The organism is Kitasatospora sp. NPDC022856 (genome assembly GCF_055561235.1).
This window is the reverse complement of sequence record NZ_JBVHHE010000011.1, coordinates 39433-54068: the sequence shown is the minus strand read 5'-3', so window position 1 is coordinate 54068 and position 14636 is coordinate 39433. Positions and strand designations below refer to the sequence as shown.

Annotated in this window: 13 protein-coding genes and 1 pseudogene; 7 read left to right on the top strand and 7 right to left on the bottom strand. The window is 72.6% G+C overall.

The window, feature by feature from the left end:
* Positions 1-186: 186 nt before the first annotated feature.
* From alc to ACZ34W_RS15775, 5 genes and pseudogenes are all read right to left on the bottom strand, one after another.
* A pseudogene (gene alc / locus ACZ34W_RS15795) lies at positions 187-1239 on the bottom strand (allantoicase); the annotation flags it as partial.
* The gene (gene allB, locus ACZ34W_RS15790) at positions 1236-2615 is read right to left on the bottom strand and encodes an allantoinase AllB (protein WP_465604353.1); all 1380 of its coding nucleotides are present in this window, start codon (positions 2613-2615) and stop codon (positions 1236-1238) included. The pseudogene alc and the gene allB, both read right to left, overlap by 4 nt.
* A 114-nt stretch (positions 2616-2729) precedes the next feature.
* Positions 2730-3872, bottom strand: a complete 1143-nt coding sequence (locus ACZ34W_RS15785; RefSeq protein ID WP_465604351.1) for a glycerate kinase — start codon at positions 3870-3872, stop codon at positions 2730-2732.
* Between the two features lie 349 nt (positions 3873-4221).
* Positions 4222-5109 (bottom strand): 2-hydroxy-3-oxopropionate reductase, encoded by an 888-nt coding sequence (locus ACZ34W_RS15780; protein ID WP_329490598.1) that lies wholly within the window; start codon positions 5107-5109, stop codon positions 4222-4224.
* 58 nt (positions 5110-5167) lie between these two features.
* Positions 5168-6010, bottom strand: a complete 843-nt coding sequence (locus tag ACZ34W_RS15775) for a TIM barrel protein (RefSeq protein ID WP_329490597.1) — start codon at positions 6008-6010, stop codon at positions 5168-5170.
* Between the two features lie 237 nt (positions 6011-6247).
* On the opposite strand from ACZ34W_RS15775, the gene ACZ34W_RS15770 reads away from it, so the two are divergent.
* From ACZ34W_RS15770 to ACZ34W_RS15740, 7 genes are all read left to right on the top strand, one after another.
* The gene (locus ACZ34W_RS15770; protein WP_387887521.1) at positions 6248-6493 is read left to right on the top strand and encodes a thiamine-binding protein; all 246 of its coding nucleotides are present in this window, start codon (positions 6248-6250) and stop codon (positions 6491-6493) included.
* On the top strand, positions 6490-6870 hold the full coding sequence (locus ACZ34W_RS15765) for a helix-turn-helix domain-containing protein (protein ID WP_329490595.1): 381 nt from the start codon (positions 6490-6492) through the stop codon (positions 6868-6870). The genes ACZ34W_RS15770 and ACZ34W_RS15765 overlap by 4 nt, the downstream gene beginning before the upstream one ends.
* 225 nt (positions 6871-7095) lie before the next feature.
* The gene (gene uraD, locus ACZ34W_RS15760) at positions 7096-7599 is read left to right on the top strand and encodes a 2-oxo-4-hydroxy-4-carboxy-5-ureidoimidazoline decarboxylase (protein WP_465604348.1); all 504 of its coding nucleotides are present in this window, start codon (positions 7096-7098) and stop codon (positions 7597-7599) included.
* Positions 7600-7675: 76 nt separating this feature from the next.
* Positions 7676-8011: a hydroxyisourate hydrolase gene (gene uraH, locus ACZ34W_RS15755; RefSeq protein WP_329490593.1), complete on the top strand. Its 336-nt coding sequence runs from the start codon at positions 7676-7678 to the stop codon at positions 8009-8011.
* A 26-nt stretch (positions 8012-8037) separates the two neighbouring features.
* The gene (pucL, locus tag ACZ34W_RS15750) at positions 8038-8952 is read left to right on the top strand and encodes a factor-independent urate hydroxylase (protein ID WP_329490592.1); all 915 of its coding nucleotides are present in this window, start codon (positions 8038-8040) and stop codon (positions 8950-8952) included.
* A 265-nt stretch (positions 8953-9217) separates the two neighbouring features.
* Positions 9218-10681 (top strand): nucleobase:cation symporter-2 family protein, encoded by a 1464-nt coding sequence (locus tag ACZ34W_RS15745; RefSeq protein WP_380384500.1) that lies wholly within the window; start codon positions 9218-9220, stop codon positions 10679-10681.
* Between the two features lie 70 nt (positions 10682-10751).
* On the top strand, positions 10752-12137 hold the full coding sequence (locus tag ACZ34W_RS15740) for an 8-oxoguanine deaminase (protein WP_329490591.1): 1386 nt from the start codon (positions 10752-10754) through the stop codon (positions 12135-12137).
* Between the two features lie 218 nt (positions 12138-12355).
* Here the strand turns inward: ACZ34W_RS15740 and ACZ34W_RS15735 are convergent, their stop codons facing one another.
* Positions 12356-12742: an allophanate hydrolase-related protein gene (locus tag ACZ34W_RS15735; protein ID WP_329490590.1), complete on the bottom strand. Its 387-nt coding sequence runs from the start codon at positions 12740-12742 to the stop codon at positions 12356-12358.
* A 145-nt stretch (positions 12743-12887) separates the two neighbouring features.
* On the bottom strand, positions 12888-14540 hold the full coding sequence (gene aceB / locus ACZ34W_RS15730) for a malate synthase A (RefSeq protein ID WP_465604345.1): 1653 nt from the start codon (positions 14538-14540) through the stop codon (positions 12888-12890).
* Between the last annotated feature and the right edge of the window lie 96 nt (positions 14541-14636).

Genomic DNA, 14636 nt, shown 5'->3' with positions numbered 1-14636 from the left:
CGAGCGGCGGCGGGAGGAGTGCTCGCCGTCCGGGCCGTCACCCGGCCGCAGCGCGGCGACGGCGGCGGTGGCCGCGGCCCGGTCCGCCAGCGGGCGGGCGGCGGCCAGGTCGGCGGCCTCCGCGCCGGTGAGACCGGCCTCGGTGAGCGCGACGGCGGCCTCGGCGGCGGGAACGGCGTTGAACCAGCGCAGGGCGAGGGCCGCGCGGCCGGACTCGGTCAGCCGACCGGTGAGGCGCAGCCGGGCGAGGCCGCCGTCCGGGTACACGTTGATCCGGACGTGGGTCGCCGGGCGGCCGACGTCGAGCCGCAGGCGGTGCCGGGTGTCGGGCTGGAGTCGGGTGCGGGGCAGGATCTCGAACCAGCCGTCGGGGTCGGTGGCCGGGTCCCCGCCGTCGGTGGCGTCGTAGCCGGTCAGGTCGGCCCAGCCGGGGGCGTTGGCGACGAAGTGGGTGGTATCCACCTCGGCGGCAAGGACCTCGCCGCCCCCGGCCAGGGCGATCTGCACCCAGTCGTTGGCCTTGTCGCGCCGACGCCGGGTCTCCCAGCCCTCGCCCATGACGGTGGCGCGGCCGGGAGCGTTCAGGTTGTGCGGGGAGGAGAAGTAGCGGTCGGACGCCGCCTCGGCCACGCCGCCGAACTCCTGGGCGGCCAGGTCGAAGGTGAGGCCGTCCAGCTCGCGCGGGTCGGGCAGCACCTCGCCGTGCACCCGCAGCCGGGCGACCCCGCCGTCCGGGAAGATGTTGAGGCGTACGTGGGTGTAGCGGGTGCCGTCGGCTATCGCGAACTCGTGGGCGGTGTCGCCCCGGAGCGGGGTGCGCGGCAGCAGTTCGACCCACTCGGCGGCCGCGAGCTCCGCCGGCGACGGGTGCCCGGGAACGGCGGCGGCCTCGACCGAGGCGCTCTCCGGGTAGTTGCCGGTGAAGTGGGCGGTGTCCACGACGAGGCCGCGGATCACTCCGCCGACGCCGAGCCGGACGACCGCCCAGTCGTGGTCCTCGTCGGTGGGGTGCGGCTGCTCGGGGCCGGCGCCGCGGCGGCGCCTGGACTCCCAGCCGTCCATGATCTGGCCCTTGTGGCCGAAGGTGTGCGCCCGGAACTCCGCCGGCTTGGCGACCAGCAGGTTCTCCGCGTCCGCGAAGGTGTCCTCGTTGGTGGCGACGACGCCCGCGCCGAGCCGCCGGGAGGCCAGGTCGACCAGCTCGGTGAACGGGGCGCTCGGGGTGTTGACGGTGCTCACTGGGTCTCCTGGTGACGGGTGATCCGGCGGCCGAAGGGCTCGGCGGCGGTGTCGACCACCCGGCCGCGCAGCCAGGTGGTGCGGACGGCGCCGGTCAGCGTGCGGCCCGCGTAGGGGGTGACGGGATTGCGGTGGTGCAGCTCGGCGGCGTGCACCGCGAACGCGCCGTCCGGGTCGAAGGCCACCAGGTCGGCGTCGTGGCCGACGGCGATGGCGCCCTTGGTGCCGGTGAGGCCGACCAGGGCGGCCGGCCCGCTCGCCATCCAGCGGACCACGTCGGACAGCGTGTGGCCGCGGCGGCGGGCCTCGGTCCAGATCGCCGGCAGGCCGAGCTGGAGGGAGGCGATGCCGCCCCAGGCCGCCGCGAAGTCGCCGCTGCCGCCGAACTCGGGCAGCAGCTTGAGGTCCGGGGTGGACGGCGAGTGGTCGGAGACGATCGCGATGAACTCGCCGGCGGCCAGCGCGGCCCAGAGCGCGTCGCGGTTGGCCTCGTCGCGGATCGGCGGACAGCACTTGAACGCGGTGTCGCCGTCCGGCACCTCCTCGGCGGCCAGCGTGAGGTAGTGCGGGCAGGTCTCGGCGGTCACCCGGACGCCGTCCGCGCGGGCCTGCCGCAGCAGCGGCAGCACCGCGGCGGAGGAGACGTGCAGGATGTGCACCCGGGCGCCGGTCCGGCGGGCGGTGTCGAGCAGCCGGGCGACGGCCGCGGTCTCCGCGTCGGCGGGCCGGGAGGCGAGGAAGTCGCGGTAGTGGACGCCGGGTTGCTGCGGGGCGGCGGCGAGCACGGCGGGGTCCTCGGCGTGGATGATGGCCAGCGCGCCGATCCGGGCCTGCTCGGCCAGCGCGGCCTCCAGGTCGGCCTGCTCGACGTGCGGGAACTCGTCCACGCCGGACGGCGCCAGGAAGCTCTTGAAGCCGAACACGCCCGCGCGGTGCAGCGGTTCGAGGTCCGGCACGTTGCCGGGGACGGCCCCGCCCCAGAACCCGAGGTCGACCCAGGCCTGGCCCTCGGCGGTCTTCCGCTTGGCCTCCAGGCCGTCCACCGTGGTGGTGGGCGGGATGGAGTTGAGCGGCATGTCGATGATCGTGGTGACCCCGCCGGCGGCGGCGGCCCGGGTGGCGGTGGCGAACCCCTCCCACTCGGTCCGGCCGGGCTCGTTGACGTGCACGTGGGTGTCGACCAGACCGGGGAGCAGGGCGGTGTCGCCGAGGTCGGTGAGTCCGCCATCGCCGGCCGTGAGCGCGCCGTGCCCGGCGATCCGCTCGATCGTGCCGTTGCGGATCAGCACGTCAGCGGGTCGTTCGCCGTCCGGCAGCACGACCCGGCGGGAGCGGATCACCGCCGTCTCGCTGAAGGACGCCTCGCTGGGGGGCATGGGGGACCTCCGAAAACCTGGGTACGAGTGGGGTGTGCCGAAGGAATGCCCGGAGCCTAGGGCCGCCTTCAACAAAACGTCAATGTAGGAAGGTACGAGAGCCGGACGGCCTGCTCAGCCGCGCAGCAGCGCCCTCGCGAGGCGCTCCCCCGCGACCTCGGCCAGTTCCCCGGCCCGGGTCATGCTGTCCCCCGGCTGTTCCGCCAGGTCCGTGAGCGCGTAGGCCGCGGTGAAGCCGGCCGCCCGCCACTCGCGCTCCGACAGCTCCAGCCGTCCGGCCACAGCGGCCACCCGAACCCCCGCCCGGGCGGCCGCCGCGGCAACTCCGGCGGGCGCCTTGCCGTGGAGCGTCTGAGCGTCCAGGCAGCCCTCGCCGGTCACGACGAGGCGTGCCCCACGCACGGCCTCGTCGAAACCCAGCAGTTCGAGCATCAACTCGATGCCGGGTCGCATGGTGGCGCCGAGCAGGGCGAGGGCGGCGAAGCCCACCCCGCCCGCGGCCCCGGCGCCGGGGGCCTCCCGGACGTCGCGGCCGACCGCTTCGCCGACCACGTCGGCGAAGCGGGTCAGCCCCTCCTCCAGTACGACCAGGTCGTCACCGTCGGCGCCCTTCTGCGGCCCGTAGACGGCGGTCGCGCCGCGCGGGCCGAGCAGCGGGTTGTCCACGTCGCAGGCCACCACGACCTCGACGCCGGTGAGCACGTCGGCCAGCGGTCCGAGGTCGAGCCGGGCCAGCTTGCGCAGTGCGGCGCCGCCCGGCGGCAGTTCGGCGCCGTCGGCGTCCCGCAGCCCGGCGCCGAGCGCCTGGACCATGCCCGCGCCGCCGTCGGTGCAGGCGCTGCCGCCCAGGCCGAGCACGATCCGCTTGGCTCCCAGGCCCACCGCCCGGCCGATCAGCTGGCCGACCCCGTAGGAGCCGGCCGCGAGCGGGGCGGTCCGGCCGCCGGGGAGCCTGGCGAGCCCGGAGGACTGTGCCAGCTCGACCACGGCGGTGTCGCCCCGGACGGCGAGCGCGGCGTCCACCGGCAGGCCGGTGGGGCCGGCCACCTTGGCCGGGATCCTGCTGAACCCGGCGGCCAGCGCGGCGGCCAGGGTGCCCTCGCCGCCGTCGGCGACGGGCAGTTCGCGGACCTCGACACCGGGCGAGGCACGGCGGATGCCGGCGGCGATCCGGGCGGCGACCTCGGCGCCCTCCAGGGTGCCCTTGAACTTGTCGGGAGCTACGACCACGTGGCCCTGGGTGGGGGTGGCGGGCATGGTGCGGGCCTCACTTCCGGACGGTTCTGGCGCTGGTTCGTCAAGCATGTGCCCCGGGAGGCCGGGACGCGGGGTGCGGCCCCCTCCCCGCCGTTCCCCTCGTCCCGCTTCCGACGTACGAGGGGCTCCCCTCGGCGAGGGAGGGGGCCGGGCGGCGCGCGGGCACGACCGAAGTGCCCCCGACAGGGAGTGCGCGCCGCCGGTTTGGTCGATCGGCAGGAGGCGGATGAGCCCCGGCCCGCCTGCCGATCGGGTCTGGCCTCCTGGTGGCGCGGGCACGACCGGTGAGGTACACGCCACCAGGAGGAGTCTCAGAGGTACCGCGGGGGTACCGCCGGTCCCGCGAGCGTCACGCGAGCTCGCGGCCGGAGAGGCGCTCGACGCCGCGCAGCAGCGCCGAGTGGTCCAGCGAACCGTCGCCGTTGGCGCGGGCGGAGGCGACCAGCTGGGCCACCACCGCACCGACCGGCAGCGCGGCACCCACGGCACGGGCGGCGTCGGTGACGATGCCCATGTCCTTGTGGTGCAGGTCGATCCGGAAGCCCGGCGCGAACTCGCGGTTCAGCATGTTCGCCTTCTTGCGGTTCAGCACCGTGGAGCCGGCCAGGCCGCCGCCGAGCACGTCCAGCGCGGCCGCGAGGTCGACGCCGGCGTTCTCCAGGAACACCACGGCCTCGGCCAGCACCTGGATGTTGACGGCGACGATCAGCTGGTTGGCGGCCTTGACGGTCTGGCCGGCGCCGGCCGGGCCGACGTGGACGACCGTGGTGCCCAGCACGTCGAACAGCGGCTTCGCCTCGGCGAAGTCCTCGGCCGCGCCGCCGACCATGATCGACAGCACCGCCTCGACGGCGCCGGCCTCGCCGCCGGAGACCGGCGCGTCCAGGGTGCGGACGCCCTTCTCCTTGGCGGCGGCCTCGACCTTGATCGAGGTCTGCGGGGTGATGCTCGACATGTCGATGACGAGCGTGCCGGGCCGCACGTTCTCCAGCACCCCGCCCTCGCCCAGGACGGCCTGCTCGACGTGCGGGTCGGCCGGGACCATGGTGATGACGACCTCGGCGTCCTTCACCGCGTCCGCGATGCTGCTCGCACCGTGGCCGCCGACCGCGACCAGCGCGTCGATCTGCGGCTGGGTGAGGTTGTAGCCGGTGACGTGGTGGCCGGCCTTGACGAGGTTGGCGGCCATCGGGCTGCCCATGATGCCGAGGCCGATGAAGGCGATCTTGCGGCTCATCGCGTCGTTCCTTTGTCCGTGGTGGGGTGGGGTGCGGTGGCTGCCGGAGCGCGGTGCGCTAGCCGGCGCGGTGCTCGCGCGGGAGCCACTCGAAGCTGTCGGCGCTGACGCCGCCCGCCGGGCGGTACTCCAGGCCGATCCGGCCGGTGTAGCCGGCGGCGGTCAGCCGGGCGAAGAGGTCCTCGAAGTCCAGCCCGCCGGTGCCCGGCTCGTTGCGGCCGGGGTTGTCGGCGATCTGCACGTGGCCGAAGCGGTCGGCGTAGGTGTCGATCACGGCCGCCAGGTCCTCGCCGTTCATGGCCAGGTGGTAGAGGTCGCAGAGGAACTTGGCGTTGCCCAGGCCGGTCGCGGCGTTGACCTTGTCGACCACCTCGACCGCGGCGGCCGCGGAGACCAGCGGGTAGTCCGGGGACTCGGGCTTGTTCAGCGCCTCGATCAGCAGGACGGCGCCGATCTCGTGGGCGGCCCGCGCGGCGACGACGAGGTTCTCCAGCGCGAGCGCGTCCTGCTCGGCCGGGTCCACGCCCTCGATCCGGTTGCCGTAGAGCGCGTTGAGCGCCGTGGTGCCGAGCGAGGCGGCCAGCCCGGCGGCGACCGGCACGTTGGCCCGGAAGCGCTCCTTCTCGGCCGGGACCGAGACGGTGCCGCGGGCGCCCTTGCTGAGGTCGTCCAGGAAGTTGAGACCGGTCAGCCGCACGCCGGCGTCGCCGAAGGCCTTGCGGAGCGCGTCCAGCTCGGCCTCGGACGGGGCGTGCTCCTCGCCGAACGGCCACCACAGCTCGGCGGCGGTGAAGCCGGCGGCCGCGGCAGCGGCCGGGCGCTCCAGGAGCGGGAGCTCGCCGAACAGGATCGACAGGTTGACGGTGAAGCTGTGCGCGGAGGCGGCAGTCACGTCAATCACCTCTCATCTCTCTTCCGTCTATCCGCAACTTCCACGATCCGGAAGAGGGATTCTGCTTGGTGGAAGCATGTCCGGCCCGTCGAGCGAGTGTCAAGACCGTCGCAACAATTTGTTGAAGAGGCCGAAGCCGATCCCCCGCACCGGGCCCGCGCTGTTCGATCGACCAGCCGCCCCCCGGCGGCCGACCGCCCGATGACCGGCCGCGCTCCCGCTCGCTACAGTGAGCGGGTGCGATTGATGGTGGAGTTCACGACAGAACCGTTCGAACTGGACACGTTCCCGGAGCACGCCGTGGCGGCCCGGAAGGTGGTCGACGAAGCCGGCCTGGCCGTCGCGGTCGGCCCCTTCGGAACCGGCGCGGAGGGCGAGGCCGACCAGGTCCTGGCCGCCGTGACCAAGCTGCTCCGGGAGACCCTGGACGCCGGCGCGACCCGAATCTCGGTCCAGGTCAGCGTGCTGGGCGAGGAGGGCGGTACGCCGTGACCGAGCACGTGGACCACCCCCTCGCCGCCGCGATAAAGCCGCTGCTGGAGGCCGTCGGCGCGACGCCCGTGCCGCTGGCGGAGGCGAAGGCCGAGGACGTCCTGCTGGAGTGGGAGGGCACCCCGGCCCTGGCCGTCCGGCTGCCCCACCTGAGCAGTGCGCTGGACCGGCTGCTGACCGAGATGGCCCGCCAGTTCGACGGCCGGCCGCTGGCCGAGCTGGACCGCTGGGAGAAGCAGCGCGTGGTCGCCCTGCTGGAGGAGCGGGGCGCCTTCACCGTCCGCCACGGGGTGGAGACGGTCGCCTCGGCGCTCGGCGTGAGCCGCTTCACCGTGTACAACTACCTCAACCGCCAGGACGGCACGAAGTCCGGCTGAGCGTGCGACGCCCCGGTCGGCCGCGTCGGCCGACCGGGTGTGCCCCGCCGGCCCGGCCAGTCTTCATCAGCCCCCGGCGGGGCACACTTGTCTCATCGCACACGAAACGGCCCGGCAACCGGGGCCGGTTCAAAACGTAACCACCAACCGTTCAACAAAGTGTTGACGGCCCGGTTGGGTGGATCTAGCTTGTGCGGGTGGCACCACTCTTCAGGAGGTCCACCCGTGACCAACCACCCTCACGCCCTTGACGCCCTGGCGGCGGCCGACGCCGCCGAGCTGAGAGAGCTCCTGCTGGAGGTCTGCTCCAGCCGCACCTGGGCCGACGCCGTGGCATCGGCCCGGCCCTGGCCGGACCGCGCCGCCCTGCTCGACGCCAACGCGACGGCCATGGCCGCACTGACGGCCGCCGACCTGCGCGACGCGATGGCCGGCCACGCCCGGATCGGCACGCCCAAGGCGGGTGACGCCACCTCCGAGCGCGAACAGGCCGGCATCCGGGGAGTGGACACCGCACTCCTCGACGAACTGCACCGGGCCAACACCGCCTACGAGGCCAAGTTCGGCCACGTGTTCCTGATCTGCGCGACCGGCCGCACCGCGGACACCATGCTCGCCGCCCTGCGGGAGCGCTTCCCGAACGACGCCGCCACCGAGGCGGAGATCGTCCGGGGCGAGCTGCGCAAGATCAACGACATTCGGATCAACCGACTGCTCGACGAGAACTGACCCGTCGTCAGCTACTTTCGACGCACCGACGTATCGACGTACCGTCACATCTGCCATCAGTAAGGTCACTTCACCCATGACTGGCATCTCCACCCACGTGCTCGACACCAGCCTCGGCCGCCCGGCCGAGGGTGTCCCGGTCGAGCTCGCACTGCACACCGAGGGTGGCTGGAAGGTGCTCGGCACCTCCGCCACGGACTCCGACGGCCGGGCCAAGGACCTGCCGGCCGCGGAGGCGGGCTCGGTCGTCCGGCTGCTCTTCGACACCGCCGCGTACTACGCGCGCACCTCCGCGGAGCCGCCGTTCTTCCCCGAGGTCGCGATCGTCTTCACGGTCGCACCCGCGCAGCACCACTACCACGTGCCGCTGCTGCTGAACCCGTTCGGATACTCGGTCTACCGCGGAAGCTAGACCGCTTGATTGATTGGGAGCCTGTCATGGCCCACGTGCTCGGTCAGAACCAGTACGGCAAGGCGGAGAACCGCATCGTCCGCGTCTACCGTGACAGCACCCGTCACGAGATCAAGGACCTGAACGTCTCGGTCGCCCTCTCCGGTGACCTCGACGACGTCCACCTCACCGGCTCCAACGCCAACTGCCTGCCCACCGACACCACCAAGAACACCGTCTTCGCCTTCGCGAAGGAGTACGGGATCGAGTCCGCGGAGCAGTTCGGCATCACGCTGGCGAAGCACTTCGTGGACAACAACGAGCCGATCCACCGGGCCCGGATCCGGATCGAGGAGTACACCTGGGACCGGATCAAGACCCCGGACAACTCCGCGCGCTTCATCGGCTCGGAGGAGGTCGGCCACTCGTTCGTCCGCAACGGCGGCGAGACCCGCACCTGCGAGGTCGTCTACGACGGCGAGACCGTCCAGGTGATCTCGGGCCTCAAGGACCTCGTGGTGATGAACTCCACCAACTCGGAGTTCTGGGGCTACATCAAGGACAAGTACACCACCCTCCAGGAGGCGTACGACCGGATCCTCGCCACCCAGGTGACGGCCCGCTGGAAGTACGGCTTCGACGGCCGGGACGAGGAGCCCCAGCCCAACTGGAACCGCTCCTACACCCATGTGCGGCGCCACCTCCTGGAGGCCTTCGCCGAGACCTACTCCTACTCGCTGCAGCAGACCCTGCACTCGATGGGCACCCGGGTCCTGAACAACCGCGCCGAGGTGGACGAGGTCCGCCTGGAGCTGCCCAACAAGCACCACTTCCTGGTCGACCTGGAGCCGTTCGGCCTCAAGAACGACAACGAGGTCTACTACGCCGCCGACCGGATGTACGGCCTGATCGAGGGCACCGTGCACCGCGAGGGCGTCGTCCCGGTGATCCCGGTCGCCTGACCGTTCCCCACCCATGGACCCCGCCCGGCACCACCGCACCCCCCGGCCTCCCACGGCCGGCCGGCACCGGACGGTTCGCAGTACCCGCAACTCCTGCACCAGCAGTTTCTCCACCCCCCACCCACCGGAGATCGTGCCCGCCTCACGGCGGCCGGCCCGGGGTGCTGGAGAAGCGTCCCGAGGGATCCTTGCTCCGCCGTCCCGCCCTCGGGGGATCTCCAGCGCCGCGGGCGCGCCGAGAGCCAGGGCACAAGAGGGGCTCGACATGGCACTCCGTTCCACCCGCACCACAGACGGCGGTTCCACCCCAGAAAGACCACCCGGTCCGGACGGTGTGTCAACCCACCTCCCCGACACCCCTTCCGGGCCGGGAGTCCACCCCGTGGACGAGATGCTGCCGACGGTGAAGCTGGTCTCCACCGGTCTGCAGCACGTCGCCGCGATGTACGCGGGAGTCGTAGCTCCTCCACTCATCGTCGGCGCCGGCGTGGGGCTCTCCCCCACCGAACTCGCCCTGCTCATCTCGGCCAGCCTGTTCACCGCCGGACTGGCCACCCTCCTGCAGACCCTCGGCATCTGGAAGATCGGCGCGCGGCTCCCGTTCGTGAACGGCGTCTCGTTCGCGGGCGTCGCGCCCATGATCGCCATAGCCAAGGAGCACGGACCGAAGGACGCCCTCCCGGTGATCTTCGGAGCGGTGATCGTCGCGGGGCTCCTGTGCTTCCTCGCGGCGCCGTACTTCTGCAAGCTGATCAGGTTCTTCCCACCGGTCGTCCAGGGCACCGTGATCACCCTCATCGGGGTGTCCCTGCTGCCGGTGGCGGTGAACTGGGCGCGCGGCGGATCGCCGGGCGCCCCGGGATTCGGGTCCATGCGGGCCATCGGCCTCGCCGCGATCACCCTCCTCGCGGTGGTGCTCTGCAACCGGCTGCTGCGCGGCTTCTGGCAGCAGCTCTCGCTGCTCGTCGGGCTGGCGTTCGGCACCCTGCTCGCCTTCCCGCTGGGCCTGGCCGACTTCGGCGCGGTACAGGACGCGAAGGTCTTCGCGCTCCCCTCCCCGTTCCACTTCGGCGCCCCCGTGTTCGACGCGGCCGCGATCGTCTCGCTCTGCATCGTCATGGTGGTCTCGATGACCGAGTCCACCGCCGACATGCTGGCGCTCGGCAAGATCGTCGACCGTCAGGCCGACGAGGCCACCCTCGCCGCCGGCCTGCGGGCGGACGGCCTGGCCACCGCGCTGAGCCCGGTCTTCAACGGCTTCGCCGCCAGTGCCTTCGCCCAGAACATCGGACTGGTGGCGCTGACGAAGATCCGCAGCCGCTTCGTGGTCGCGGCCGGCGGCGGGATCCTGATCCTGCTCGGGCTCTTCCCGGTGCTCGGGTCGGTCGTCTCGCTGGTGCCGCAGCCCGTCCTGGGCGGCGCCGGGATCGTGCTCTTCGGCACGGTCGCGGCGAGCGGCATCCGCACCCTCGCGGAGGCCGGCATGGAGTCCAGCTCGAACACCATCCTGGTGTCGGTCGCGCTCGGGGTCGGGATCATACCGATCGCGGTACCGACCTTCTACGACGCTTTCCCGGAGGCCGTCCGCACCCTGCTGCACTCCGGGATATCGGCCGGCAGCGTGATGGCCGTCCTGCTCAACCTGCTCTTCCACCACGTCGGGGTCGCCCGCCGGTCGCCGGCCGACGGGAACCCCGCCACGACGGTGCCGACGGCGACACCGTCCTGACCGGTTGACGGGGGGCGCGTGCCGCTCATCGCGCGCTCCTCGTCAACCCTCCCCCCATAGGAGTAACACCATGGCAGTCCAGCCCCCACCCGCCGACCAGCGGATCGTGATCGAGAACGTCGCGATCGCGACGGTCGACGCCAACGACACCGAGTACGCCCGCGGCCACGTGGTCGTCCTCGGCAACAGGATCGAGTCGGTCGGCGACGGCCCCGCCCCGCAGTGGCTGGACAACGTGGTACGCCGGATCAACGGCGAGGGCCACCTCGTCACCCCCGGCCTGGTCAACACCCACCACCACTTCTACCAGTGGATCACCCGCGGGCTCGCCCAGGACAACATCCTCTTCGACTGGCTGGTCGCCCTCTACCCGACCTGGGCCCGGATCGACGACAAGCTCGTGCACGCCGCCGCCCAGGGCTCGGCCGCCGCACTGCTCAAGTCCGGCTGCACCACCGCCGCCGACCACCACTACGTCTTCCCGAAGGACGGCGGCGACATCCTCGGCGCCGAGATCGAGGCCGTCCAGGAGCTCGGCATGCGCTTCACCGCGCTGCGCGGCTCCATGGACCGCAGCAAGAAGGACGGCGGCCTGCCGCCGGACCACGCGGTCGAGAACACCGAGGAGATCCTGATCGCCTCCGAGGCGGCCGTGGACAAGTACCACGACGCCTCCTCCGACGCGATGCTCCAGATCGCCATCGCGCCCTGCTCGCCCTTCTCGGTCTCCACCGAGCTGATGCGCGAGGCCGCCCTGCTGGCCCGCCGCAAGGGCGTCCGGCTGCACACCCACGGCTCCGAGACCGCCGAGGAGGAGGCGTTCTGCAAGGAACTGTTCGGGATGGGCCCGACCGACTACTTCGAGTCGGTGGGCTGGCTCGGCGAGGACGTCTGGATGGCGCACTGCGTCCACATGAACGACTCGGACATCGCCAAGTTCGCCGAGACCGGCACCGGTGTCGCGCACTGCCCGTCCTCCAACGCCCGCCTCGCCGCCGGCATCGCCCGCGTCCCCGACATGCTGAAGGCCGGCGTCCCGGTCGGCCTCGGGGTGGACGGCACCGCCTCCAACGAGTCCGGCGAGCTGGGCACCGAGCTGCGCAACGCCCTGCTGATCAACCGCCTGCACGGCTACCCGACCGCGCTCACCGGCCGCCAGGCGCTGCGCCTCGGCACCATGGGCGGCGCCCGGGTGCTCGGCCGGCAGAACGAGATCGGCTCGATCGAGGCCGGCAAGCTGGCCGACCTCGCGCTGTGGAAGATCGACGGCATCATGCACTCCTCGATCGCCGACCCGGTCGCCGCGCTGACCCTCGGCGCCCTGCCGCCGCTGGCCGCCCTCTTCGTCAACGGCAACGCCGTCGTGGAGAAGGGGCAGCTGACCACGGTGAACGAGGACCGGATCGCGCAGGCCTGCGCCCGCGCCGCCAAGGAGCTCGCCGCCCGCCCCGTGTAACCCCCTGAACTCCGGGCCGCCCAGGGACGGTGCGTCACCCGGACTCCGTGCGCCACCGCTCAGGACGGCGCACGGACCACAGCCCCGGACCCACGGCGAGGGTCCGGGGCTGTGGCGTGCCCGGGCGGAGGCGGCCCCTCCGCGTCGGCCCGATCGGGGTCCGGACACGACGGAGGGCCTGCGCCGGTCGGCGCAGGCCCTCCGAGCGTGGTGGGGTGTCAGGCCGTGCGGCCCAGGGTGGCGAGGTAGCGGCGCCATCCGCCGTAGCGGGTGATCTCGCGGTGGACGCCGCGGTCGGCCTCGCCGCGGGCGAGCAGCATGGAGAGGCAGGGCGAGCCGTCGGCCAGCGTGATGACGCCGAGTTCGAGCTCACGGGGCTCGCCGGGGAGGATCACGTCCCGCAGGTGTTCGAGGGTGATGTCGTACAGCTCGCCCTCGATGGCGGTGTCGACGGACGGGTCGGCGAGCAGTCCGGGGCAGACGTCCCCGATGGAGAAGAAGCGGTAGCCCGGCGCGGTGCGGACCGGGCCGACCAGCGCGTCGGCCACCGAGGGGTGGAAGGGGCCGCCGACCATGGCCTGGCCGTTGAAGAAGATGCGTGCCACGGGGATCGATGCCTCCGGAAACGGCCGTTCCGCACGGCGACGATGAGGACAGCTGGATTCGTCGCCGTACGGAACGGAGCAATGGGGCGCGGCGACTGCTACAAGCCGGCAGGCGGCAGCGGGCGCACGCACGGATAGATTGGACTCAGTCCAGCAGGGGCAGCGCGGGCAGGGTCAGGAAGTCCGCGAACTCCTCGGCCAGGGCGACCTGTTCGAAGAGCTTGGCGGCCTCGCGCCAGCGCCCACCGGCGTAGGCCTCGTCGCCCAGCTCGGCCCGGAGCGCGGCGAGCTCCTCGGCCACCAGACGGCGCACCAGGTCGGCGGTGGCCTTCTCGCCCGTGTCGGAGAGCACCACGCCGTTGTGGATCCACTGCCAGATCTGCGAGCGGGAGATCTCGGCGGTGGCGGCGTCCTCCATCATGTTGAAGATGGCGACGGCACCGAGGCCGCGCAGCCACGCCTCGATGTAGCGGACCCCGACCTGGACCGCGTTGTGCAGGCCGGCGTGGGTGCAGTGGCCGCCGGCGCCGGCGATGTCGAGCAGCTGGGCGGCCGTGACGGGCTCGGCCGGGCCCGGGTCGTCCTTCTGGTTCGGGCGCTCGCCGAGGACGGCGTCGAAGCAGGCACGGGCGACCGGGACGAGGTCCGGGTGGGCGACCCAGGAGCCGTCGAAGCCGTTGCCGGCCTCGCGGTCCTTGTCGGCCCTGACCTTCTCCAGGGCGGCCGCGTTGACCTCGGGGTCGCGGCGGCTGGGGATGAAGGCGGCCATCCCGCCGATCGCGTGCGCGCCGCGCCGGTGGCAGGTCTGCACCAGCAGCCGGGTGTAGGCGGCCATGAACGGGGAGGCCATGGTGACGGCGTTGCGGTCCGGCAGGATGTAGTGCTCGCCGGCGTCGCGGAAGTTCTTGACGATCGAGAACAGGTAGTCCCAGCGGCCGGCGTTGAGCCCGGCGGCGTGGTCCCGCAGCTCGTAGAGGATCTCCTCCATCTCGAACGCCGCGGTGATGGTCTCGATCAGCACGGTGGCCCGGACGGTGCCGTGCGGGATGCCGAGCGCCGCCTGGGCGTGGGTGAAGACGTCGTTCCAGAGCCGGGCCTCCAGGTGGCTCTCCGTCTTCGGGAGGTAGAAGTAGGGGCCGGAGTTCGGGTCCTCCGCGCCGCGCGCGAGCAGCCGCGCCGCGTTGTGGAAGAAGTAGAGGCCGAAGTCGAGGAAGGCCCCGGCGACCGGCCGGCCGTCGACCAGCAGGTGGTTCTCGTCCAGGTGCCAGCCGCGCGGGCGGACCACGACGGTGGCCAGCTCGGCGGCCGGCCTGAGGGTGTAGGCCTTGCCGGCCGAGGAGGTGAAGTCGATCCGGCCCTCGAAGGCGTCGATCAGGTTGATCTGGCCGCCGACCACGTTCTCCCAGGTCGGCGAGGTGGCGTCCTCGAAGTCCGCCAGCCAGACCCGGGCGCCGGAGTTGAGGGCGTTGATGACCATCTTGCGGTCGGTGGGGCCGGTGATCTCGACCCGGCGGTCCTGGAGGGCGCGGGGGGCCTCGGCCACCGTCCAGTCGCCCGCCCGCACGGCGGCCGTCTCGGGGAGGAAGTCCAGGGTGCCGGCCTCGGCGATCTCGGCACGGCGGGTCCTGCGGCGCACCAGGAGCTCCTGCCGGCGGTCCTCGAACGCGCGGTGGAGGCCGACGACGAAGGCGACCGCCTCCGGAGTGAGCACCTCCTCGGCCCGGTGGACTCGCGGACCGGCGACAGTGACGACCGGAGCGGCGGGGGAGGCGCCGGCGGGTCCCTGATCTGTAGCCATGAGCAGGACACTCCTAAGACGGTTGAGCATGGCGAAGGCAGTTCCGGTGGGAACGTCCTTGATCTGAACCGAGGGGAAACCCCACCTGTCGGAGGG